Source organism: Staphylococcus sp. HMSC62A08 (assembly GCF_001839105.1).
Taxonomy (GTDB): domain Bacteria; phylum Bacillota; class Bacilli; order Staphylococcales; family Staphylococcaceae; genus Staphylococcus; species Staphylococcus caprae.
The window spans coordinates 142,759-165,112 of the sequence record NZ_KV840039.1; the positions used below are offsets into that span (position 1 = coordinate 142,759).

Annotated in this window: 21 protein-coding genes and 1 pseudogene; 12 read left to right on the forward strand and 10 right to left on the reverse strand. The window is 31.5% G+C overall.

Annotation, left to right across the window (positions count from 1 at the left end; translation table 11 throughout):
- Positions 1–124 precede the first annotated feature (124 nt).
- From HMPREF3264_RS06655 to phoU, 7 genes and pseudogenes are all read left to right on the forward strand, one after another.
- Positions 125–784: a DUF443 domain-containing protein gene (locus tag HMPREF3264_RS06655; protein WP_070872601.1), complete on the forward strand. Its 660-nt coding sequence runs from the start codon at positions 125–127 to the stop codon at positions 782–784.
- Positions 785–853: 69 nt separating this feature from the next.
- Positions 854–1,495, forward strand: a complete 642-nt coding sequence (locus tag HMPREF3264_RS06660; RefSeq protein WP_256323981.1) for a DUF443 family protein — start codon at positions 854–856, stop codon at positions 1,493–1,495.
- A gap of 435 nt (positions 1,496–1,930) precedes the next feature.
- Positions 1,931–2,927: pseudogene (locus HMPREF3264_RS06665) on the forward strand (PstS family phosphate ABC transporter substrate-binding protein).
- A gap of 207 nt (positions 2,928–3,134) precedes the next feature.
- Positions 3,135–4,061 (forward strand): phosphate ABC transporter permease subunit PstC, encoded by a 927-nt coding sequence (gene pstC / locus HMPREF3264_RS06670; protein ID WP_070872607.1) that lies wholly within the window; start codon positions 3,135–3,137, stop codon positions 4,059–4,061.
- A gap of 1 nt (position 4,062) precedes the next feature.
- On the forward strand, positions 4,063–4,968 hold the full coding sequence (gene pstA, locus HMPREF3264_RS06675) for a phosphate ABC transporter permease PstA (protein ID WP_070872608.1): 906 nt from the start codon (positions 4,063–4,065) through the stop codon (positions 4,966–4,968).
- An 87-nt stretch (positions 4,969–5,055) separates the two neighbouring features.
- Entirely contained in the window at positions 5,056–5,934 is an 879-nt protein-coding gene (gene pstB / locus HMPREF3264_RS06680) for a phosphate ABC transporter ATP-binding protein PstB (protein WP_002442788.1), read from the forward strand.
- 3 nt (positions 5,935–5,937) lie between these two features.
- Entirely contained in the window at positions 5,938–6,585 is a 648-nt protein-coding gene (gene phoU / locus HMPREF3264_RS06685) for a phosphate signaling complex protein PhoU (RefSeq protein ID WP_070872610.1), read from the forward strand.
- Between the two features lie 71 nt (positions 6,586–6,656).
- Here phoU and pepF read toward each other — a convergent pair whose 3' ends face one another.
- On the reverse strand, positions 6,657–8,465 hold the full coding sequence (gene pepF, locus HMPREF3264_RS06690; protein WP_070872612.1) for an oligoendopeptidase F: 1,809 nt from the start codon (positions 8,463–8,465) through the stop codon (positions 6,657–6,659).
- Positions 8,466–8,740: 275 nt separating this feature from the next.
- Between pepF and HMPREF3264_RS06695 the strand changes: the two genes are divergently transcribed.
- The 5 genes from HMPREF3264_RS06695 to HMPREF3264_RS06715 all read left to right on the forward strand — a co-directional run bounded on the left by HMPREF3264_RS06695 (position 8,741) and on the right by HMPREF3264_RS06715 (position 12,567).
- Positions 8,741–9,091: a membrane protein gene (locus tag HMPREF3264_RS06695; RefSeq protein ID WP_002442782.1), complete on the forward strand. Its 351-nt coding sequence runs from the start codon at positions 8,741–8,743 to the stop codon at positions 9,089–9,091.
- Positions 9,092–9,284: 193 nt separating this feature from the next.
- Positions 9,285–10,289 (forward strand): nickel ABC transporter permease, encoded by a 1,005-nt coding sequence (gene nikB / locus HMPREF3264_RS06700; RefSeq protein ID WP_070872615.1) that lies wholly within the window; start codon positions 9,285–9,287, stop codon positions 10,287–10,289.
- Positions 10,279–11,124 (forward strand): nickel transporter permease, encoded by an 846-nt coding sequence (nikC, locus tag HMPREF3264_RS06705; RefSeq protein WP_070872617.1) that lies wholly within the window; start codon positions 10,279–10,281, stop codon positions 11,122–11,124. The genes nikB and nikC overlap by 11 nt, the downstream gene beginning before the upstream one ends.
- Positions 11,096–11,869 (forward strand): ATP-binding cassette domain-containing protein, encoded by a 774-nt coding sequence (locus HMPREF3264_RS06710; RefSeq protein ID WP_070831428.1) that lies wholly within the window; start codon positions 11,096–11,098, stop codon positions 11,867–11,869. Before nikC ends, HMPREF3264_RS06710 begins: the two co-directional genes overlap by 29 nt.
- Positions 11,870–11,871: 2 nt before the next feature.
- A complete protein-coding gene (locus HMPREF3264_RS06715; protein WP_070873266.1) occupies positions 11,872–12,567 on the forward strand; it encodes an ATP-binding cassette domain-containing protein in 696 nt (231 codons plus the stop codon).
- Between the two features lie 84 nt (positions 12,568–12,651).
- On the opposite strand, the gene HMPREF3264_RS06720 is transcribed toward HMPREF3264_RS06715, so the two are convergent.
- From HMPREF3264_RS06720 to trpD, 9 genes are all read right to left on the reverse strand, one after another.
- The gene (locus HMPREF3264_RS06720; RefSeq protein WP_070872619.1) at positions 12,652–13,428 is read right to left on the reverse strand and encodes an HAD-IIB family hydrolase; all 777 of its coding nucleotides are present in this window, start codon (positions 13,426–13,428) and stop codon (positions 12,652–12,654) included.
- 1,032 nt (positions 13,429–14,460) lie between these two features.
- The gene (locus tag HMPREF3264_RS06725) at positions 14,461–15,714 is read right to left on the reverse strand and encodes an aminoacyltransferase (RefSeq protein ID WP_002442772.1); all 1,254 of its coding nucleotides are present in this window, start codon (positions 15,712–15,714) and stop codon (positions 14,461–14,463) included.
- Positions 15,715–15,742: 28 nt separating this feature from the next.
- The gene (locus HMPREF3264_RS06730; RefSeq protein WP_070872621.1) at positions 15,743–16,996 is read right to left on the reverse strand and encodes an aminoacyltransferase; all 1,254 of its coding nucleotides are present in this window, start codon (positions 16,994–16,996) and stop codon (positions 15,743–15,745) included.
- A gap of 270 nt (positions 16,997–17,266) precedes the next feature.
- Complete coding sequence (locus HMPREF3264_RS06735) at positions 17,267–17,926, reverse strand: type 1 glutamine amidotransferase domain-containing protein (protein ID WP_070872623.1); 660 nt, start codon at positions 17,924–17,926, stop codon at positions 17,267–17,269.
- Between the two features lie 92 nt (positions 17,927–18,018).
- On the reverse strand, positions 18,019–18,750 hold the full coding sequence (trpA, locus tag HMPREF3264_RS06740) for a tryptophan synthase subunit alpha (protein ID WP_070872626.1): 732 nt from the start codon (positions 18,748–18,750) through the stop codon (positions 18,019–18,021).
- Entirely contained in the window at positions 18,743–19,951 is a 1,209-nt protein-coding gene (gene trpB, locus HMPREF3264_RS06745; RefSeq protein ID WP_070872628.1) for a tryptophan synthase subunit beta, read from the reverse strand. Before trpB ends, trpA begins: the two co-directional genes overlap by 8 nt.
- A 1-nt stretch (position 19,952) precedes the next feature.
- Positions 19,953–20,576 (reverse strand): phosphoribosylanthranilate isomerase, encoded by a 624-nt coding sequence (locus HMPREF3264_RS06750; RefSeq protein WP_070872630.1) that lies wholly within the window; start codon positions 20,574–20,576, stop codon positions 19,953–19,955.
- Positions 20,573–21,355, reverse strand: a complete 783-nt coding sequence (gene trpC, locus HMPREF3264_RS06755) for an indole-3-glycerol phosphate synthase TrpC (protein WP_070872631.1) — start codon at positions 21,353–21,355, stop codon at positions 20,573–20,575. The genes HMPREF3264_RS06750 and trpC overlap by 4 nt, the downstream gene beginning before the upstream one ends.
- Before the next feature lie 2 nt (positions 21,356–21,357).
- The gene (trpD, locus tag HMPREF3264_RS06760) at positions 21,358–22,353 is read right to left on the reverse strand and encodes an anthranilate phosphoribosyltransferase (RefSeq protein ID WP_070872634.1); all 996 of its coding nucleotides are present in this window, start codon (positions 22,351–22,353) and stop codon (positions 21,358–21,360) included.
- Between the last annotated feature and the right edge of the window lies 1 nt (position 22,354).

The window sequence follows — 22,354 nt, forward strand, 5'->3', positions numbered from 1 at the left end:
TTTATTTTCTTAATCGCATTTTTATTTTTTATTATTTTATTTCAAAACAACATGCTTTACTCATATGTTGAAATCCACGGCAAGATGGGGGAAATTAAAAGGAAATGATAGTAGGGAATTTATTATGGACAAAAAATTAAAAAGACAAATAGAAATTATAAGCATAAAAGGTAACAGTAAATATAAATTAATTAAATATGAGGGGAAAAACTATGTTATAGATCTCAATTCTAATAAATTGTCGTACATTTTCCCACTGCTAAATTACTTTACTCCTCATAAATTAATAGAAGTATCATTAAATGATATAAATAATGAAAAAAGTATAACTAAAAATGAAGATAAATTTAATGAAGCTTTATTAAGCTTAAGTGTTGGTATAACTGTTATTTTAGGAGTTTTATTAAGACCTTTATTTGATTATGGAAACTTTCCATCAAGTAGAATTTTCAACTTATTGATAATTCTACTAACAAATTTTGCTTTAATATTAACGAAATTTATTTTCGACAAAAGAAAACGTGATGTTTTAGCCTTAAGAAATGGAACTAATGTAAAACTTGCATACATTTTACCTAATTTTAAAATCGTTATTAAGAATACGGTACTTTATTTGATACTTTCTTTTCTATATTTGATGTCTTTAATTGCATTTTATTCTATGGAAAATTCTAATATATTTTTCATACTAACAATGATTATATTTTTGTTACTTATTTTATTTCAGAATATTAGACTATATGGAAAAATAAAGATTTACGGAAAGATGTCTGAAATAAATTGAATGAGCTAAGTTATATAAATAATATTTTGCACACAAAACTAGGAGTGAAAAATAATCAATTCTATAACCATCGAGACCGTTGAAAAAAACATCAAATATAAATTGGTATATTACAATGGCAAACACTATATAATAAACTTAAATCGAAATAAATTATCATTTGTTTTTCCAATGTTAAATTACTTAACGCGCCAACCTTTAGAAGAACTTAACGAACAAGAATTAAAAGATATCAAAACTACAAACATTTCAAAAGAAGTAGAGGAAAATAGAAGTGCTTTAATTTGGATATCTACTGGTATAGGTACATTTATATCCATAATGGCAAGACCAATCGTTGATAGTTTTGATTTTTCTAATAATATATTATTAAATTTATTACTTGTTTCTATAGTTGTTATACCAATGATTTTAATCAAATATAAAAGTGATAAAGTTTACAAAAAGAAGATTGGAAAATTAAAACAAAATCCAAATCAAAAAGCCTTTATTCTGCCAAAACTATCCATTTTAATAAAAAACATACTTATCAACGTAATATTCACCTTATCATTTTTACTTCTTCTATATGAATTTTTATTTTCAAAGGAGTCCAACTATTTATACATCTTTGGTATTATCGTATTTTTCTTTATAATATTATTTCAAAATTCTATTCTCTACGGTCAAACTAAAATTGAAGGCACAATGGGAAAAATTAAAGGAAAATGATAGTTAGTACTGTTTATTTAAAAGAAGGTTCTCAAAAATTAATAATTATAAATTTTAAACACCTTATTTTAGTTTAGACTAATTACCAAAACGCATTGCAAGATTAATGTCTTGTGATGCGTTTTTTCTAACTCGACATAGTTTTCAATTTCTCGAATTTTTGTATAACCCTCTCCTTATCACAAGTATTTTACTTAACAAACTCCACTCCAAATTCATTAGCTCACGATAGTTAAATTTAGAGGTTTCTTGTCAACCAAATCCAATAAATATAAACTCCATCTATATCTCTATAAAACTCGTCATATCAACCTTTAAACATTCTTAACAAAAGATTTACAATTACTCTATTTTTAATTAACAAAAGGTATGTATCATAAAAACTGTAAGAAATACATATAACATTAGGGTTATTTATATTAGGAGGATGTATCAATGAAAAAGTGGCAATTAGTCGGTACTACTGTATTAGGAGCTTCGTTCTTACTAGGCGCTTGTGGCGGTAATAATGGAGGTTCTGGAAGTGGAAGCGATCTTAAAGGTTCTGCAAAAGGTGAAGGTTCATCAACAGTAGCTCCAATCGTTGAAAAATTAAACGAAAAATGGGCTAAAGATCATAAAGACGCTAAAATTTCTTCTGGCCAAGCTGGTACAGGTGCTGGATTCCAAAAATTCATTGCTGGCGAAACTGATTTCTCAGACGCTTCAAGACCTATTAAAGATGAAGAAAAGAAAAAATTAGAAGATAAAGGTATTAAATACCACGAATTCAAAATTGCACAAGATGGTGTAACAATTGCAGTTAACAAAGATAACGACTTTGTTAAAGAATTAACTAAATCTCAATTAAAAGAAATTTACTCTGGTAAAGCTAAAACATGGAAAGATGTTAACTCTAAATGGCCAGACAAAAAAATCAATGCCGTATCACCTAACTCAAGTCATGGTACTTACGACTTCTTCGAAGAGGAAGTAATGGACAAACAAGATATCAAAGCTGAGAAAAATGCTGATACAAACGCTATCGTTTCTTCAGTAACTAAAAACAAAGAAGGTATTGGTTACTTCGGTTATAACTTCTACGAACAAAATAAAGATAAATTAAAAGAAGTTAAAATCAAAGACGATAACGGCAAATTAACTGAACCAACTAAGAAAACAATCAAAAATGGTTCATACGCTTTAAGTAGACCATTATTCATCTACGTTAAAGATAAATCATTAAAAGATAACAAAGTAATGTCAGAATTTATGAAATTCGTTCTTAAAGATGAAGGTAAATCAGCTGAAGATGCTGGTTATGTAGCTTCACCTAAGAAAACTTACAAATCTGAGTTAAAAGAATTAAATAAATTCGTAGACAAACACAAAAAAATCAGATAAGAAATCTGATAAAAAATCTGATGACAAAAAATCTGACGATAAAAAATAATATATAACGTACGAATTTTAAAGGGTTGGGAATTTGTGAAGGTATTTGACAAAGCGGTTAATCAATCGCTTTGTCTGTACTATTCAGCTTCAGGGAAGAGAATTGAGTCATTACTAAATGGTAATTTAATTAGTACTCAACAATTCCCTTTAGCAATTCCCAATCTTTTTTTAAATTATTTTGGGAGATTAAGAAAGAGGGTTTTACATGGCTTCACAAACGAATGTTAGGGAAATGATAGCTAAGAATAATGCTAAAAAGGGTGGAGCAAGCGATAAAATCGTTCCAATTATTCTAGGTATTATTTCAGCTATTTCAATCTTAACGACAATTGCTATTTTATTCACTTTGTTAACTGAGACGATTACTTTCTTTACACGCGTACCATTTTCTAAATTCTTTTTATCTGGTACATGGAATCCTACAGGTTCTTCACCAGAATATGGTATTTGGGCTTTAATCATTGGTACCTTGAAAATTACAATCATTGCCACTATCGTTTCTGTTCCTATCGGTTTAGGTGCAGCTATTTACCTTAATGAATATGCAAGCGATAAAGCACGTAGTATTATTAAACCAATTTTGGAAATTTTAGCAGGTATTCCTACAATTGTATTCGGTTTCTTCGCCCTTACATTTGTAACACCGCTTTTAAGAAGTTTTATACCTATATTAGGTGAGTTTAACTCTATCAGTCCTGGAATCGTTGTTGGTATTATGATTGTTCCAGTTATTACAAGTATGAGTGAAGATGCAATGTCTTCAGTGCCAAATAAAATACGTGAGGGTGCTTACGGCTTAGGTGCAACTAAATTTGAAGTTGCTACTAAAGTTGTTTTACCTGCAGCCACTTCAGGAGTTGTTGCATCAATCGTATTAGGGATTTCAAGAGCAATTGGTGAAACAATGATCGTTTCACTAGCAGCTGGTAGTTCGCCAACTTCATCTCTAAGCTTAACAAGTTCAATTCAAACCATGACTGGATACATTGTAGAAGTCGCAACTGGTGACGCGCCATTTGGTTCTGATATCTACTACAGTATCTATGCAGTAGGTTTCACTTTATTCATCTTTACTTTACTTATGAACCTACTTTCACAATGGATTTCAAAACGCTTCAGAGAGGAGTATTAAAATGACAGCGACAACAAATTCTAATAATAAAACGTTAATCGACAAAAACAAAGTCGACAAAAATATTTCTACTCGAGATACTAAGAATAAAGTTAACAAATGGTTATTCTTCCTCTGTACGTTAATCGGTCTTGTTGTGTTAGTAGCATTATTAGCACAAACCATCATCAAAGGAGCCGGCCATTTAACACCTGAATTCTTTACTAATTTCTCTTCTTCAACACCTGCAGATGCTGGTGTTAAAGGGGCAGTCATTGGTTCAGTCTGGTTAATTGTTGGTATCATTCCAATCACAATTATTTTAGGTATTGGCACAGCTATTTATTTAGAGGAATATGCAAAGGACAATATTTTTACAAGCATAGTAAAAATAAGTATTTCAAACTTAGCCGGTGTGCCTTCAATCGTATTTGGTCTTTTAGGTTACACACTTTTCGTTGGAGCAGCTGGAATGGGAAACAGTGTTTTAGCAGCTGCATTAACAATGTCATTACTTATTCTTCCAGTAATTATTGTTTCAAGCCAAGAAGCAATTAGAGCTGTACCCGGTTCTGTAAGAGAAGCCTCATTTGGTTTAGGCGCTAATAAATGGCAAACCATCAGAAAGGTTGTTTTACCAGCAGCACTACCTGGTATCTTAACTGGTTTCATTTTATCTTTATCACGTGCATTAGGCGAAACGGCACCACTTGTAGTTATTGGTATTCCTACAATTCTATTAGCTACACCAAGTGGACTATTAGATCAATTCTCTGCTTTACCAACTCAAATTTATACTTGGGCTAAAATGCCTCAAGCTGAATTCCAAAATGTGGCATCAGCAGGAATTATCGTATTACTTGTTATCTTATTAGCAATGAATGCAATTGCGATTCTTTTAAGAAATAAATTCAGTAAAAAATATTAATATAGCTTATTGGGAAAATTGTTATTTCAACGAGGAAAAGATTTGTTTCTTTACATCTTTTCCTCTATATAGAAGGAGTTTTTAATTATGGCTAATTCACAAGTCGCAGAAAAAAATAAATTAAGTGAACAAACTGACAAAACGAATGGTTCAGTCTCTACTATCGTGACTACTGAAAATGATAGAAAAGATACAACACCAGATAGTCAAAAGAATATTGTTTATTCAACACAAAATCTAGATTTATGGTATGGTGAAAATCACGCATTACAAAATATTAATTTAGATATCTTAGAAAACAATGTTACAGCGATTATCGGACCATCAGGTTGTGGTAAATCAACATATATCAAAGCACTCAATCGTATGGTTGAACTCGTACCTTCAGTTAAAACTGCAGGAAAAATTTTATATCGAGATCAAAATATCTTTGATCCGAAATACTCTAAAGAAAAGTTAAGAACTAACGTAGGAATGGTCTTCCAACAACCAAACCCATTCCCTAAATCAATTTATGATAATATCACTTATGGTCCTAAAACTCATGGCATTAAAAACAAAAAAGTTTTAGATGAAATCGTAGAAAAATCATTACGTGGCGCGGCAATTTGGGATGAATTAAAAGATAGATTACACACAAATGCATATGGCTTATCAGGGGGGCAACAACAACGTGTTTGTATTGCAAGATGTTTAGCAATCGAACCGGATGTTATTTTAATGGATGAGCCTACATCAGCACTCGATCCAATTTCAACACTAAGAGTTGAAGAATTAGTACAAGAATTAAAAGAAAATTATTCAATTATTATGGTTACACACAACATGCAACAAGCTGCACGTGTATCTGATAAAACTGCTTTCTTCCTTAATGGTTATGTGAACGAATACGACGACACTGATAAAATCTTCTCTAATCCTTCTGATAAACAAACAGAAGATTATATTTCAGGACGTTTCGGATAATATATGGCAATCATTAGACATAAATACGAAGGTCAGCTAGATGAGTTAATTAAAGATTTACGTCGTCTTGGCCTTCGTGTTTATTTTAATATTAAAAATGCATTAGTGTCGTTAAGTGAGGAAAAGAGAACCTTCGCTAGAGAAACCATTGAAAAGGATAGAGAGATTAATCAATTAGATTATGAAATAAATGAAAAAGTGATTATGTTAATTACCAAACAGCAACCTATCGCTACGGATTTACGTATGATGATGGCTGCGTTAAAAATTTCAACAGACTTTGAAAGAATGGGAGATAATGCTGCGAGTATCGCGCACATTCGTCTAAGGGTTAAAATTAACGATGACTATGTATTTACACGTTTAAAAACGATGGGTAAATTAGCAATGCTCATGTTGGAAGATCTCAATACCGCTGTCAAAACAGAGGATTTAACATTAATTAAAGAAATTATTGAAAGAGATAAAGATATTGATGACTTATACATCAATATTGTTAACACAACTTATTTAATTGATAATGATCCATTTGTTGCTGGTCAGGCACATTTAGCTGCTCGACATTTAGAACGTATTGGAGACCATATTAGTAATATTGCCGAAAGCGTTTATTATTATTTTACAGGTGATTTTTTCGATACATTTGATTAATAACAAATTATCGCCCCCATAGGCTTTAAGTCTATGAGGGCGATTTTTTGGTTATGAGAAAAAATTTTTAATTAGCCTGCTTCAATTTGATCTGTAAGAGTTTCTAGTTCTTCGACTAATTCCGAGATATATTTAATCGTCGCTTTTAACGGTGCTTCCGTTGTTATATCAACACCTGCTATTTGCGCTAACTCTACTGGTGATTTACTTCCGCCAGCTTTAAGTGTTTCTAACCATTGGTCTACAGCTGGTTGTCCTTCATTTTTAATCTTCTGAGAAACCACAGTACCAATTGTTAAACCTGCAGAGTAAGTATATGAGTACAATCCCATATAATAATGAGGTTGACGCATCCAAGTGAGTTCAACACCATCTGTCATCTCAACTGCATTGCCAAAGAATCTTTCATAAACATCTAACATAATCTTATTAAGAAGTGGGGCAGTAAGCGACTCTCCTTCATCTACTAATCTGTACACTTCACGCTGATATGCCGCTTCTAACAAGTGAGTTACCATATTATGATAATACGTTCTAGAAAGTATAGAACCAATGACCCAACGTTTAAATTTAGGATCATCACTACTATTGAATAAATAATTTGCCATTAACATTTCATTCATCGTGGATGGCGCTTCGACAAAGTACATAGATGCTTCTGATTCTAATAAATTTTGATGTTTCTGCGCTAAAGTAAAATGACCAGCATGTCCTAGCTCATGAGCAAGCACAAAGGTTTCAGCCATTTTTCCTGTCCAAGAAATAAATACATATGAATGTGTAAAATAAGGACTCGCGCAATAAGCACCTGTGTCTTTTCCTTTATTTTGAGCAAAATCTATCCATCGATTGTCATAGGCAGATTCTAACATTTTCACATAATCTTCACCCAAAACATTTAAAGCGCCATAAATATATTTTTTAGACTCTTCAATTGAAATATCTGGTTCATAACTAGGATCGATAGATATCTTTAAATCTTCAAATCGCATTTTATCAAGTCCATGGACACGTTGGATTAACTTAGCATATCTTTGCATTACCGGAGCCAAATCACTCATAATAACGTCTATTTGACGATCAAACATGTCGCGTGTCACTTCTTGGTCTTGTAATAAGTAATCGATAACAGAATCATATCCACGCATATCTGCTTCAATTTTTTCTTGTTGAACTTGCATATTATACGTAGCTGCTGTTGTATTTTGATATTTGCGAATTGAGTCGCTAAATGCTTTAAAACTCTTTATTCTAAATTCGGCATCTGGATTATCTTCATATTCATTTTCAAAAGTGGCATAATCGAGAGGGTAAGTCATACCATTATGCTCAAATGACTCAAAGTCAATGTCTAAACTTTTGGTTGTTCCATATAATTCAAAAGGACTTCTAAGTGTTGGCGTTAGAGTAGCCAATACTTGTTCTACTTCTGTAGATAGTTGATACGGCTTTCTATCTTTCAACTGTTTAATGAAGTGAGGATAATTCGATTGTTGTTGTAATTGATTTAACATGTCCTCAGGTAATGCTAAGATTTCAGAATCTACGAATGAGAGTAAGCCTGCTATTTTACCAGACATCGTATTCAATTTAGCATTTACTTTTTGCGCTTCTTCGTTAGTGGCATCTACGCTCACTCTTAGTTCGGGATAATTATAAAGACGATCCAATTGAATTAAAATATCTTCATAATCTTTAAGCGCACGTTCAACTGTTTCGATATCTTTAAGTTGATTTTGATATGTAGATTTGAACGCTTTAGAAGATTGGAGCACTTGATTAAGAGTTTGATAAAATGCTTCATCATTTTCAAAAAGGTCTTTCAAATCCCATGTTTCTTGAGTAGGGACATCCTTTCTTAAAGGTAAACCTTGTGTCATTGGGAACACTCCTTTGATATGTATTACCTTTATTATACAAAACTCAAGTCAGAATAACATTCGAAGCGTTTAGAGAAGGCAAGTATTCGTTTATCAAACATAAGAGTAGGGAATAATTAATTTAAGTATGTGAATAGGAGTAGGACAGAAATAATAAATGATGTCCCAATCTCTGAATATTCTTTAGGAACGTTACTTCTCTAGACTGAGTGGTTTAATTCAAATAAATAGTATAATAAAATTATTATTAAATGAACTAACAAGGAGATAGTATTATGACAATTTTTGATATGCCTAATTACTTATGGATTACTATCTTAGCAATGGTTTTATTAACAGTATTCTGTACATTAGTTTTACATAGATGGTTGATTGCCGCAGTAATTACATTTGTAGTTTTAGGTTTATTAGCATTCTTTATTCCTAATTTCCAACATATTTCTTATCAGCCGTTATTAGGTTACGCTGCTTTCTTAGCTTTAATGAGTTTAATCATTAGTTTCTTATTGTGGTACTTTACACGTAAATGGAGACGAGAACGTAAGAAGAATAAACTTGAAAAAGAAATTCGTAAATATGAAGATGAGGAAGATTTAAAAATGTTAAGAGGGCGCCATCGTAAATAATATTTTGTAACTCAACGCTGTCTATTTACTTAGATGGCGTTGAGTTTTTTTGTTAAATTGGAGGGCTACATCGCTTATACTATTATTTTTTCAATGTGACTATTATAATAGGTAAATGACGATAAAAATAATTTAATGTAAAATTTTAATATATAAATAATTAATCCATTTAATACAGAAGGATGTTGCGAAGATGTTTAAAACAATCATTTCAAAAATATTGCAAATGATTATCGTGCTTTTTGTTTTAACAACAATCACATTTATTTTAATGAAATTATCACCAGGGAACCCAGTTAATAAAATTCTTCATCTTGACACCTCTCAAGTTTCACAATCTCAAATCAAAGCTACAGAACATCAATTAGGACTGGATCATTCTTTACTCGGTCAATGGTGGCATTGGTTCAGTCAATTATTACATTTAAATTTAGGTACAAGTTATCAAACAGGTGCTCCAGTATCTAAAGAAATCATGAACTATATTGTTCCAACATTAATCATTACTTTTGGAACATTAATTTTATCTATGCTTGTTTCAATACCTTTAGGAGTGATAGCCGCAATAAATTATCACAAAACTTTAGACAAAATGATTCGAGTTTTAACTTCTTTATCTGTGAGCTTACCTTCATTTTTTATTGGTTTAATATTGTTATTTATTTTCAACCAAAAGTTAAATGTATTACCAACATCAGAGGATGGATCAATAGCTGCGTATATATTACCGATTATTACAATGAGTGTGGGTATGTGTGCATATTACATACGTCTTATACGCTCTAATTTAATAGAACAATATCGGAGTCCAGTTGTAGAAGCTTCTCGATTAAGAGGGATGTCAGAACGTTATATTTTATTTCATGATATTTTCAAACCGACTTTAATTCCTATTATTCCCTTATTAGGTCTGTCAGTAGGAAGCTTAATCGGAGGTACCGTCGTGATTGAAAATTTATTCGATATTCCAGGTTTAGGTTACTTTCTAGTCGATAGTATTAAATCTAGAGATTATCCGGTCATTCAAGGTTGCGTACTCTTTATAGGATTTTTCGTTGTAATCATTAATACGATTGCTGATATAACCACTTTATTTATTGATCCTAAACAGCGTTACAATCGATCATCTAAGACAAATTTATTTAATTTTGCGCATCTGAGAAATTATAAAAAAGAAGGTGATGATAATGAAGCTTAAATTAACAAAGAAGAATCTCATTTTCTATGTGTTTAGTATCTATATATTTATAATTATCGCCCTTCAACTGTTTGTTAGTAATGATGCAGCTTTTAAAGTTAATTTATCAGAAACATTTGAGCCCATAAGTTTACATCACTTTTTAGGAACCGATGATTATGGTCGCGATTTATTTAGTCGACTCATCATAGGCGCACGAACAACTTTATTTGTTACTTTATTGACTTTACTTTTTACTGTTTTAATCGGCGTACCACTTGGTTTACTTTCAGGCTATCAAAAAGGTTGGATCGATTCGATTATCATGAGAATGATAGATATCGGTTTGAGTATACCTGAATTCGTCATTATGATTGCTTTAGCAAGTTTCTTCCATCCAAGCATATGGAATTTAGTGATTGCCATTACTGTTATAAAATGGATGAATTATACAAGGGTAACAAGAGGGATCGTCAATTCAGAAATGAATCTTTCCTATATAAAAATGGCCAAATTATTTAATGTATCAGCTTTTAATATTTTATTTAAACATTTATTACCTAAAGTGTTTCCATCCATTTTGGTTATTATGATTGTTGATTTTGGTAAAATTATTCTTTACATTAGTTCGTTGTCATTTTTAGGATTAGGCGCACAACCACCATCTCCAGAGTGGGGCGCTATGCTTCAAGTGGGACGTAACTTTATCACATCACATCCAATCATGATTATTGCACCAGCGACATTAATCTCAATCACGATATTAATCTTCAACTTAACTGGAGACGCTGTCAGAGATCGATTATTAGAGAAGAGAGGTGTCGAGTTTGACGCTTTTGAAAATAAAAAATCTTAACATTAGCGATTCTAATAATTATAAGTTAGTCCAAAACGTCGATTTAAATATTTATCAAGGAAAACTTAATGTTATTATTGGCGAAAGTGGGGCAGGTAAGAGTCTCACTGCAAGGGCACTTTTGAAATATTTACCAGAAGGATTAAATATGACATATGATGAGTATGATTTTGGAGAAAATGCTACTAATATGAATCATCTTTTAGGTAAACAAATTGGTTATATTTCTCAGAATTATGCGCAAAGCTTTAATGAATACTCACGTCTAGATAAACAACTTATTGCAATATATCGAACACACTTTAATGTATCTAAAGAGGAGGCATTAAAGAACATTATCACTGCTTTAACTTGGGTTAATTTAAATGATTCTAGTATTATTAAAAAATACAGTTTTCAACTTTCTGGTGGTCAACTTGAACGTGTTTACATTGCTAGCGTGCTCATGTTGAAACCTCCACTTATCATTGCCGATGAACCTGTAGCATCTTTAGATGTCGTCAACGGTCATCAAATTATGCAAATGCTTAAACATATAGTTAAAGACCATCATCATACAGTATTGTTGATTACTCACAATATGAATCACGTACTTAATTATGGAGATTATTTTAATGTTATGAGAAATGGTAGCCTTGTTGAATCTGGCTCAATTAATAAACTTACTGAAAATGAAGTTACACATACGTATACAAAGCAATTATTAAAATACAGAAACACATTAAGAAAGGATGGAAATCGTTGACTATCATAAAATTTGAAAATGTTCATTTTGAATATAGTAAAAATCATTCTGTTCTTAACGGTGTAAACTTTAAAATCGACAAAAATGAAAAAGTAGGTATACTAGGTGAAAGCGGGGCAGGTAAAAGTACCTTAAGTTCTTTAATATTAGGAGAGTTAAATCCTACGCGTGGACAAGTTAAAGTCAATTCAAAACGCGTACTCCCAGTATTTCAGCATGCCTTCGAAAGTTTTGATAGACATTATACAATCCAACAATCTCTTGAAGAACCACTCATTTTTTATAATAAAATGAAAACTTCGGATATAAAGCCCAAGTTGCTAAACTATTTAGAATCATTTGGTTTAGCAGAGCATTTGTTGCAAAAATTTCCACGAGAAGTCAGTGGCGGTCAGTTACAAAGATTGAATATCATAAGATCACTCATTTCTCAGCCAGATATATTGATATGTGATGAAATTACATCCAATCTAGATGTTGTGGCCGAGCAAAATGTTATTGATATTTTAATAAACGAAGACCACATCAATCCTAAAACCCTACTTGTTATCTCCCACGATCTTTCAGTTATTCAAAGACTGACGCAACGTGTGATTGTGTTAAAAGATGGAGAAGTGGTAGATGATTTTAAGATTGAGGATTTGTTCGATAAATCACGCCATCCGTATACTCAATTACTCATCAATTCTATGGAATAAAATAGCAAAAGCCTCTTACAACCTGTTTGATAATGTTCAAACTTTAGTATTGTAAGAGGCTTTTTAATATAGTTCATGTTTAATTTAACTTTTGATAGCTAAATAGTTATCTAACACTTTACATATTGCATCATTCGAATTATCAATGACTTTGATATTAGGATTTTTCAAAAATGACTGATGTTCAACCAGTGCATTAGCCACAAAATAACCTTGCGAAGCGTTATCTAACATGTGAATATCATTATGATCGTTACCAAATGCAATATAATCTGTATCTGAACCTATTAAATATTGAATTGTCGTATGTTTATCGATACCTTGAGCGGTCACATCAATATATGATTCATTGAAGTGATAAATAAGCTCAATACCGTCTGATTCTATTTCCAAAATCTTAGCAATAGTATCGAAGTCATCAGGTTTAATATTCAAAAGGATTGCTTTAATCGGATCCTTAATGTCATCCATATGTAAAGCCTGTGCAGTACGATTAGGATCGATACGTTGATAAATTTCATTATCAGCATTTAAATTCGTTGAATAATTGAATTTATCATCAATAATATACGACAATCCATATTGTTTAATGAGGTGTTTAATGAGGTTAATATCGTGTTCATTGATTTCCGAAATGATTTCGATTTGTCCGTTTTTAGATATAATTGAGCCATTACCACCAATTAAAGTATAATCTGCAAATTCAGGAATCACTGGTAGCAAATCTCTTATAGGACGTGCAGATGCAAATATAACTTTATGGTTTTCATCGTTGAGTTGCATAAGACGATTTTTAATAGATTGGTCAATATGATTACCGTCAAAGCAAATCGTACCATCAATATCGAAAATAAAATTCATGAACGTGTCACTCCAAAATGATAATAATGAATCTAGTATAGCATATCGATAATGTCTTGAAACATAAAATTACTAACGGAATGATTTCAGTTGAATGATGATACGATGTTTGTTCATGGTTAAGGATGTATTTGAACCTGATAAGAATTTTTGAAGTGAGAAACGCACAGAAAATTTAAACGTAGAATAATAAGGATATAATTGATGAAAAGAACTTAGCATAGAATGAGAATGTAAATGAGGCAAATACTAAAGAGGTAAGCCCCCTATAGAACTATACACAACTTCCTATAATATATATTATGTAAACTAAAATATTCAAAGCTAAATATGTTCCAATATTTAACATTATTCATCCTCATTATTTAAATATCTATCCTTGAGTGATTTGTAATTTAATCTGCATCACATTTACTAATCTAATATGAATATGCGTGTTGAATCAACATAAAATTAATTCTTTAAACTTCCCAAAGATACTCAACTTCATTTGCTAAAGATGCAGTATTATATTTTAACCTTTATCATTTACAATTAAAAACTGGCCAGTTGCTATTGAAATGTAGATAACACAAGAATTTAGTCGAAACCCTTAACTATATGTTTAATAAATAGCAGACACTCTATAGGTTTACATAATACTTTTATAATCACCTATTTTGCTGCACAAAGGTATATGACATTATATAAATTGCTAATGTAACGTTTTAAAGTTTCATTCCTTATTATTTTTTAAGTATTGTGTGTTGATTAACATTTTCATTATAACTAAGTCTTTATATCATAAATCATTGACAGCATTATACTAATTTAATAAGCAAAGTTATAAAAACATTATTAAAAATTAATCAATAAGTATTATTGTATCATTTTACTCATATGCTATGATTAATTATGTAGGGTGCAACACGATTTCGACAACTTAGATTTAATATACCTACATTAAGCCATTTAGAGTTTACCAACCCTTCTCTAAACGGCAAAAGAGCATATTGGCTCTATCCCAATATGCTCTACTTTATAAATATATAGTTATTTTTTAATCTTTTTACGTATACGGTTTAATGTCGTGAATAACCAATATTTCACTTTATTAATTGGTTTATAGAAATCACCAATTAATTCCTCAATTTGAACATTAAATCCTCTCTTGAAGCGATAAACACCATAATCTTCACTATCTTCAGTAAAGTCCCCAGATAAACCATAAAAATTATATCTATCGTAGCCATTGTCAAAGCAATAATTAATCATATGCCAATGCATTGCGTATGGTCCCATGTACTGATTGTACTTTTCTGAAGAACCTCCAGAGAAATAATTGACTTCATAGGCATTAGCAAAGTATACACCTGAAGCTAAATTTAAAATAGATCCATCAGTTTGACGAATTTCACTTGCATTAAGTAATTCTTTTTTATCATGGTCAATCTGTTTATCTAATTCGGCGATTTTTCTTAATTGCTTATCGTTTTTGTTTTCTTTAGCCATCATATCATCACGACGATTTTCTTTGTCATTGAGTGTGTGTTGAACTTTTTCTATGTATTCATCTAAGTCAATATACGCTAATGGTAATAAAACCTTATCACCGTAGTGATTAATAAAGTTATAGAAATACTGATCTGTTTTAGAAACAAATCCAGTTCTAGCTTCAGTTTCACGATATAAATCTAAGAAGATATCGAATTCATCTTTATCGAGAAATCTCACCTTAATTCCATAGTTTATCGCTTTATTTATATTTCTTTTACGTTGGCTATCAAATTCTTTTTTCAATGAAGCAGGCGTTTTACCTTCTAAATCAAGCACACCCATCCATCTTACTTGACTAGAAGCATCATACTCTGTAGTGAAACCATGATGTTCATAGCCATGTGATTTTAATAGGTTAACTAAGGCATCATTCTTTTCTGTTAAAGGATTGATGTCTTTATCATACAATTGATACATCCAATAAGGATCTAATTTTACATACAAACATTGATGCTGATGTAAGTATCTTTCTAATTCTCTTAAATAAAAATCAACCAAACCTAAATCTGAATAATCCATGACTGGACCACGGTTAGAATAATATACATAACTTCCCATTGTAGGAATTTTAGAGAAAAGACTTGCTGCGATTACTTTATTATCGTCATCTTTCACACCTAATAATACAACTTGGAACCCATCTGCTTCACGCGTAGCAATATTTTCCTTCACCTGAAAATAATGGCTTTCTAATGATGGATTTTGTACAAAGTTTTCAAATTCTTTTACTGTTAACTCTGTAAATTTCATAATTAGATAATTCCCTTCCTAAAAAAATCTATTTCTTTAACTTTTTAAGTGCGTTGTAGATTGCATACATAGGTTTATTTATTGGTTTGATAAAATCACCTACATATTCAATAACATCAGCGTTATAGCCTTTTTTGAACTTAATTACTCCTACGTCTTCAGCGTTTTCACTGAAGTCCCCACTTATTCCATAAAAATTATAACGATTAATGCCATGTTCTAAAGCGTAGTTAATCATTTTCCATTGAATCGCATAACTACCTGCAAAATGACGGTAACGATTTGAAGTGCCACCGGCATAATATACTACTTCAAATGGATTGATGACGAAATAACCAGCTGAGATAGGTAGCTCATTCCCATGTTCTTGCTGTAAATTTTGAGCTTCCTTTATCTTCTGTTGATTTGCATCTAGCTGTTGTTCAAGATTTTCTTTTTTGTTATACGCTTTTTTATTTTCAGGTCGTTTCTCAATATCTTTAAGCGCTTTGTTTAAATCTTTATTTAATACGTCTCTCTCAGTATTAAGTTCTTCTAAATATTCATTGAAATCAATATAAGCTAAAGGTACTAATACTCGATCTTTAAAATATTTGAATCTATTGTAATAGAAGCTATCGTCTCTGTCAGTAAACTCTTTTGTAAAAGTCGAAACAAAAAAAAATGATCTAAAAATCGGTAATTCTTCTTCAGTTAGAAATCGAACTTTGACTCCATTTTTTTGTACTTTCTTGGTGTTACGTTTTCTTAAACTATCCATTCCATTTAAAACATCTTTTGCTGTTTTATTTTTTAAATCTAAAACAGAATGATATCTCACTTGTAATATAGGATGAAATCCTTTGTAGAACCCTTCATGTTCGTATCCTAAGTCTTCCATTTTATTGAAAAACCAGTCATGTCCAGCATTTTCAATAACTTCACCATCATGGTTTAAATATTGATAAGGAAGATAAGGATCGACTCTTAGATATAGACAGTTATGTTTTTTTACGTATTTACTTAATTCATTAAAGAAGAAGTGAACAAGTTCTTTATTATCATAATCAATTACAGGACCACGGTTAGAATAAAAATATTTGAAAAATTTCATGACTGGTACTGCAGTTAACAAGCAGGCTGCAATTACCTTATTCTCATTATTTTTAATCCCTACAAGATGTGATTCAGTTCCTTCAGCAACTTTGAGCTCATAATTGCCTTCCATCTGAGTAAAATGGCTATAAGGCATTTGATCTGTAAAGTCACCAAATTCTTTGGCTGTTAAATTTGTAAACTTCATTATCATAACTCCCATTTATATCTTTATAACTCTCTTTTTAACTTTTAAGGAATATAGGTCGTTCTCTTGCATATAATATGTAATCATTTTGATGATCCATGTTAACTATATTTCTAATCTAGACAAGTATACAATAGATATTACCAAAACTAAAATATTAACTGATATAAAAATTGTACTTAATTGATAACCAATGCAATATTGAAACTTTTATGTAAAAAATAATATGGACTGAACAAGGTGTCGGTCCATATTATTTTGTGTTCATTTTTATTTTAATGCATTTACGAGTGCTTTACCAATGACTTCACTTGATTGAGGATTTTGACCAGTAATAAATTTACGGTCTTCTTCTAAATGAGATGCAAAGTCATCACTCGCTACGAATCTTGCGCCTTGTTCTTCTAATTTAGATTGAGTTAAAAATGGCACTTTTTCTTCTAATCCCATAGCTTTTTCTTCACTATCTGTAAACGCTGTTAATTGAATACCATCTACTAAATATTTACCATTGCTTCCTTTAACTCCTACAAAAGCACTTGGTCCATGACAAACTGATGAAATAATTTTATCTTTATCTCTGAAGTGTACTAAAATATTTGCAAGCTTTTCATTATTAGCAAAATCAAAGACTGTTCCATGACCACCTGGTAAATAAATTGCATCGTAGTCATCAGCGTTGATGTCATCTATACTTGGTGTATCATTTAAGTGTGATACGAATGTACTATAATGATTTAATAATTCATCTGAAGTTGAATTTGGATCTAAATTAACATGTCCGCCTTTAATAGAAGCTATGTCAACCTCAATGCCTTCTTGAGTTAGAATATCATAAGGTTCGCCTGCTTCTTCTAACCATAAACCCGTTTCAGTACCATCAGGATATTGTTTAGTGCTTGTTAGAACGAATAATACTTTCTTACTCACTCTTATTCACCTCTTTAAAATTTAATTATGATTTATATTTACCCTGACACGTACTTCATTATTCAATTTATATTGCTATTTTTATTATTGTTTTATAGAGCATCTAAAGTGCGTCTTATACCTTTTACATATTGTTTAAAATGATCATCATCATTTTCTGCTAATCTTTTTACAATTTCACTACCAATAACAACACCATCGGCTACTTCTCCTATATCTTTCACATGTTTTTCATTTCTGATACCGAAACCTGCAACAACAGGAACGTCTGCAATGTCTTTTAACATTTGAATTTTATTTTTTAATTCTGGATGGAACTGCCCATTTTCACCTGTTGTAGCATTCATAGTTACAGTATAAATAAAACCTTCTGCTTTTTTCGCAATGGCTTTCATTCTTTCCTTTGAAGTTGTCATAGCTATTAGAGGAATAATTTTAACTTTATAATTTGGAAAATCTTTTTTAAATTTTTCAATAAGTTCAAAAGGTAAATCTGGAATAATTAATCCAAATACACCTGCTTCTACACATTTATCTAAAAATTGTTTCTCGCCATAGGAAGAAATAATATTATAATAGGTCATAAAAATATATTTAGAAGTAATGTCATGACTATGATTGGTTAATTCATTAAATATGAAATCTACATTTACGCCTTCTGCTATTGCTTTAGCGCCTGCATTCATAATTGTTGGTCCGTCAGCTACAGGATCCGAAAATGGGACACCTATTTCGACTATATCTGCTCCTGCTTCACTTAATATTTTAAGGTTCTTAATAAAATTCAAATCACCCATGATATATGGAATAAATAATTTACGCATCCTTTTCACCACGACTTTCAATGTACGTTCTGATTGTTTCCATATCTTTATCTCCTCTTCCAGAGACTGTCACAACAATTATTTCATTACTTTTCATTTGTGGCGCTAACTTTTCAACATAACTCAGTGCATGAGCGCTCTCAATCGCTGGAATAATTCCTTCAGCTTTTGAAAAACGAATTAATGCTTCCATAGCTTCTTCGTCTGTCGCACTCACGTATTCAACACGTCCTATATCATGATAATATGAATGTTCAGGCCCGATACCAGGGTAATCCAAACCAGCTGATATAGAATGTGCTAATTCTATTTGTCCATAATCATCCTGAATAAGATACATTTTAGAACCATGAAGTACACCTGGTCTTCCCTTACCTATCGCTAATGCATGCTTATTTGTATTTGCTCCTTCTCCGGCAGCTTCTACTCCGAATAATTTAACATTGTCTTTAATAAATGGATAAAACGTTCCTATAGAGTTAGAACCACCACCTACGCATGCCACAATTGCATCTGGTAAACGCCCTTCCTTATTTTGTATCTGTGCTTTAATTTCATTTCCAATCACACTTTGAAAGTCTCTTACCATGGTTGGAAATGGATCTGGTCCTAAGGCTGAACCTAATAGATAATGTGTATCATCTACATGACTCACCCAATATTGTAAAGCTTTATTGACTGCATCTGATAATGTCCCTTGCCCTTCTTCAACTGAAACTACTTTCGCTCCTAGAAGTTCCATTCTAAATACATTCAATTGTTGTCGTTTAATGTCCTCTTTCCCCATAAAAACAATAAGATCCATATCGAATAATGCTGCTACCGTTGCACTTGCAACACCATGTTGACCTGCGCCTGTTTCAGCGACTAACTTTTTCTTACCCATGCGCTTTGCTAAAAGCGCTTGTCCCAATGCATTATTAATTTTGTGAGCGCCGGTATGATTTAAATCTTCACGTTTAAGATAAATCTTAGCCCCTCCCAATTGTTCTGAATAAGACTTTGCATAAGTAAGAGGTGTTTCTCTTCCAACGTATTCCCTCAGATAATAATCAAGTTCTTCTTGAAAGCTTTGATCTTTTTTGGCTACATGATAGGCTTTCTTAAGCTCAATTATTGCTGGCATAAGTGTTTCGGGCACATATTGTCCCCCATAGTCACCAAAAAATCCTAAATCATCAACTTCTGTTTGAATTTTCATGTCATTCATCCCCTTTTAAGCATTCAATAATTTCCTTCATTTTTGTTAGATCTTTTTTATTATTTGTTTCAATCCCACTCGCAATGTCATAACCCATCTGTCCAAGTTCAATTTGATTAAGTTGTTTTAAATGTTTGATATCCAGACCTCCAGCAATTAAAAACTTAGCATCTCGGATATGAGTTAGCATATTCCAATCAAATACTTTCCCTGTACCACCATAATTCTCTGTAGGTGTGTCTATAATAAATAAGTCCACATAACTCTCGTATTTTTTTATATTTTCATTTAAATGATGATCAGCTGGTAATGCTTTAATTATCTTAAGTTCAGAATTTAATTGTTTGATTTGATTGATTAACTTTATACTTTCATTTCCATGTAACTGAATGGTATTGATATCCGTTTCACTTATGATTTCAGTCACTAATTGCAAAGTTGGATTTACTACAACTGCTACACGATCGATGCGATGCGGAATAGACTTTGTTAAATGTTTGATTTGATTTATGGATACATATCTTTTACTTTTATGAAAATGAATAAAACCTACAGCATCAACGTTCAAATCCTTCACTTTTTCAATATCTTCATCACTTTTAAAACCACAAAATTTTACTATCATTGGCGTACCTTTTCTAGTTTTAAACTTGGTAAAAATTGACTTAAATCATCACATTTCATTAAAGCTTCTCCAATTAGTAAACCATCTATACCAGAGTTTAAAATGGTCTTAACATCATTGATGCTATGAATCCCGCTTTCAGAAATGTAATGAAAACCACGTCTTTTAGCTTTTAAAATTTCATTTGTGTGTTCCACTTTGGTCACAAATTGATTTAAATCTCGATTATTAACGCCAATGATTTCTGGTGAAAGTTGATATGCTTTTTTGAGCTCATCTTGATCGTGTACTTCCACTAAAACTTCTAAACCTAATTGTGTTGCATAGTCATATAACTCTTTTAATTCCGTATCTGAAAGAATATTGACAATTAATAAAATAATTGAAGCACCAGCTTTTTTCGCTACATCTATTTGTATTTTATCTATAATAAAATCCTTGCAAAGTACTGGTAATTTGGTTTCAATTGTAAGTTCAGTTAAACGTTCAAAACTTCCTCCAAAGTACTTCTCATCGGTTAAAATAGAAATGGCATTAGCTCCATATAACTCATAGTCTCTGACTTGTGTATGCAAATCCCTCTCAGGTAATTGATTTAATGTCGGACTTTTAGACTTTATTTCAGCAATAATAGATAAGTTTTTATCATTCTTCAAAGCGTCTATCAGTTTAGTTTTATTGGTAACATCTACTTGTTTAAGTTCATCCAACTTATGCTTGTAGTAACCTTTATTCAACAATTCTTTTTTATACTCTACTATTTCATTCAGTATCGTCATGATTAGATCCCCATCTTCAAATACTGTTTCATAGCTTGTCCACTATCTATGAGATGACGAGCTAATTTTATACCACTTTGAATATCGTTGACTTTTTCAGCAACATAAAGTGCGAGCGCAGCATTTAGTAATACCACATCTCTTTTACTCGACTTATCATTTCCGTTTAAAATATTTATTGTAATTTTTTTATTCTCTTTCGGCGAACCACCGATTAATGTTTCATTTTCAGCCAAAGCTAAACCATAATCTTTAGCATTTATTGTGTATGTCTTGATAGGTTCACCTTGATTAATTTCATAGATAATATTGTCTCCAGATAGCGTTGCTTCATCCATTCCGTTTGCGCCATGAACTACAATTGCTTTTTTTCTACCTAAATCTTTAATGGTTTGTGCAATCTTATCAATTTGAGTAACATCATATACTCCCATCACTTGATAAGTAAGCTTAAATGGGTTAATTAAGGGACCCACTAAATTAAAAATAGTAGGTGTATGAATACTTTTTCTTACTGGTTGGAGATGTTTCATAATCGGATAAGAGTCAGTTGCGCTGATAAATGAAAGACCTCTGGCGTTTAATTCTTTAACAACTTCGTCTACTTTGCATGTTTGAATGCCCATTTCTTGTAAAACATCTGTACTCCCTGATTGAGACGTAACACTTCTATTTCCATGTTTAACTACTGGCACGCCTGCACTCGCAACGATAAATGCAACCGTAGTTGAAATATTAAAACTATTCGAGCCATCACCACCTGTTCCACATACACACATTGCGCCTTCATAAAACGGTTGAACTGGATACATGGTATGAATGAGATGTTTGACTAAATATGTAAGTTCACTTTGTTGCATTTCCTTTTGAGTATAGGAGGTTAATATTTCAATTTTTCTTTCATTACTCACTTTTGGATTGAGTAACAGATTGATAAATTCTTTCATATCGTCTTCTGTTAAATGTTTATTTTCTTTGATTTCTTCTAATAATTTCATT

What these genes read in the sequence shown, in the direction of transcription:
- HMPREF3264_RS06655 (WP_070872601.1), top strand. Translation starts at nt 125, where the DNA reads ATGGACAAAAAATTAAAAAGACAAATAGAAATTATAAGCATAAAAGGT.
- pstC (WP_070872607.1), top strand. Translation starts at nt 3,135, where the DNA reads ATGGCTTCACAAACGAATGTTAGGGAAATGATAGCTAAGAATAATGCT.
- pstA (WP_070872608.1), top strand. Translation starts at nt 4,063, where the DNA reads ATGACAGCGACAACAAATTCTAATAATAAAACGTTAATCGACAAAAAC.
- pstB (WP_002442788.1), top strand. Translation starts at nt 5,056, where the DNA reads ATGGCTAATTCACAAGTCGCAGAAAAAAATAAATTAAGTGAACAAACT.
- phoU (WP_070872610.1), top strand. Translation starts at nt 5,938, where the DNA reads ATGGCAATCATTAGACATAAATACGAAGGTCAGCTAGATGAGTTAATT.
- pepF (WP_070872612.1), bottom strand. Translation starts at nt 8,465, where the DNA reads ATGACACAAGGTTTACCTTTAAGAAAGGATGTCCCTACTCAAGAAACA.
- HMPREF3264_RS06695 (WP_002442782.1), top strand. Translation starts at nt 8,741, where the DNA reads ATGACAATTTTTGATATGCCTAATTACTTATGGATTACTATCTTAGCA.
- nikB (WP_070872615.1), top strand. Translation starts at nt 9,285, where the DNA reads ATGTTTAAAACAATCATTTCAAAAATATTGCAAATGATTATCGTGCTT.
- nikC (WP_070872617.1), top strand. Translation starts at nt 10,279, where the DNA reads ATGAAGCTTAAATTAACAAAGAAGAATCTCATTTTCTATGTGTTTAGT.
- HMPREF3264_RS06720 (WP_070872619.1), bottom strand. Translation starts at nt 13,428, where the DNA reads ATGAATTTTATTTTCGATATTGATGGTACGATTTGCTTTGACGGTAAT.
- HMPREF3264_RS06725 (WP_002442772.1), bottom strand. Translation starts at nt 15,714, where the DNA reads ATGAAATTTACAGAGTTAACAGTAAAAGAATTTGAAAACTTTGTACAA.
- HMPREF3264_RS06730 (WP_070872621.1), bottom strand. Translation starts at nt 16,996, where the DNA reads ATGAAGTTTACAAATTTAACAGCCAAAGAATTTGGTGACTTTACAGAT.
- trpA (WP_070872626.1), bottom strand. Translation starts at nt 18,750, where the DNA reads ATGCGTAAATTATTTATTCCATATATCATGGGTGATTTGAATTTTATT.
- trpB (WP_070872628.1), bottom strand. Translation starts at nt 19,951, where the DNA reads ATGAAAATTCAAACAGAAGTTGATGATTTAGGATTTTTTGGTGACTAT.
- HMPREF3264_RS06750 (WP_070872630.1), bottom strand. Translation starts at nt 20,576, where the DNA reads ATGATAGTAAAATTTTGTGGTTTTAAAAGTGATGAAGATATTGAAAAA.
- trpC (WP_070872631.1), bottom strand. Translation starts at nt 21,355, where the DNA reads ATGACGATACTGAATGAAATAGTAGAGTATAAAAAAGAATTGTTGAAT.
- trpD (WP_070872634.1), bottom strand. Translation starts at nt 22,353, where the DNA reads ATGAAATTATTAGAAGAAATCAAAGAAAATAAACATTTAACAGAAGAC.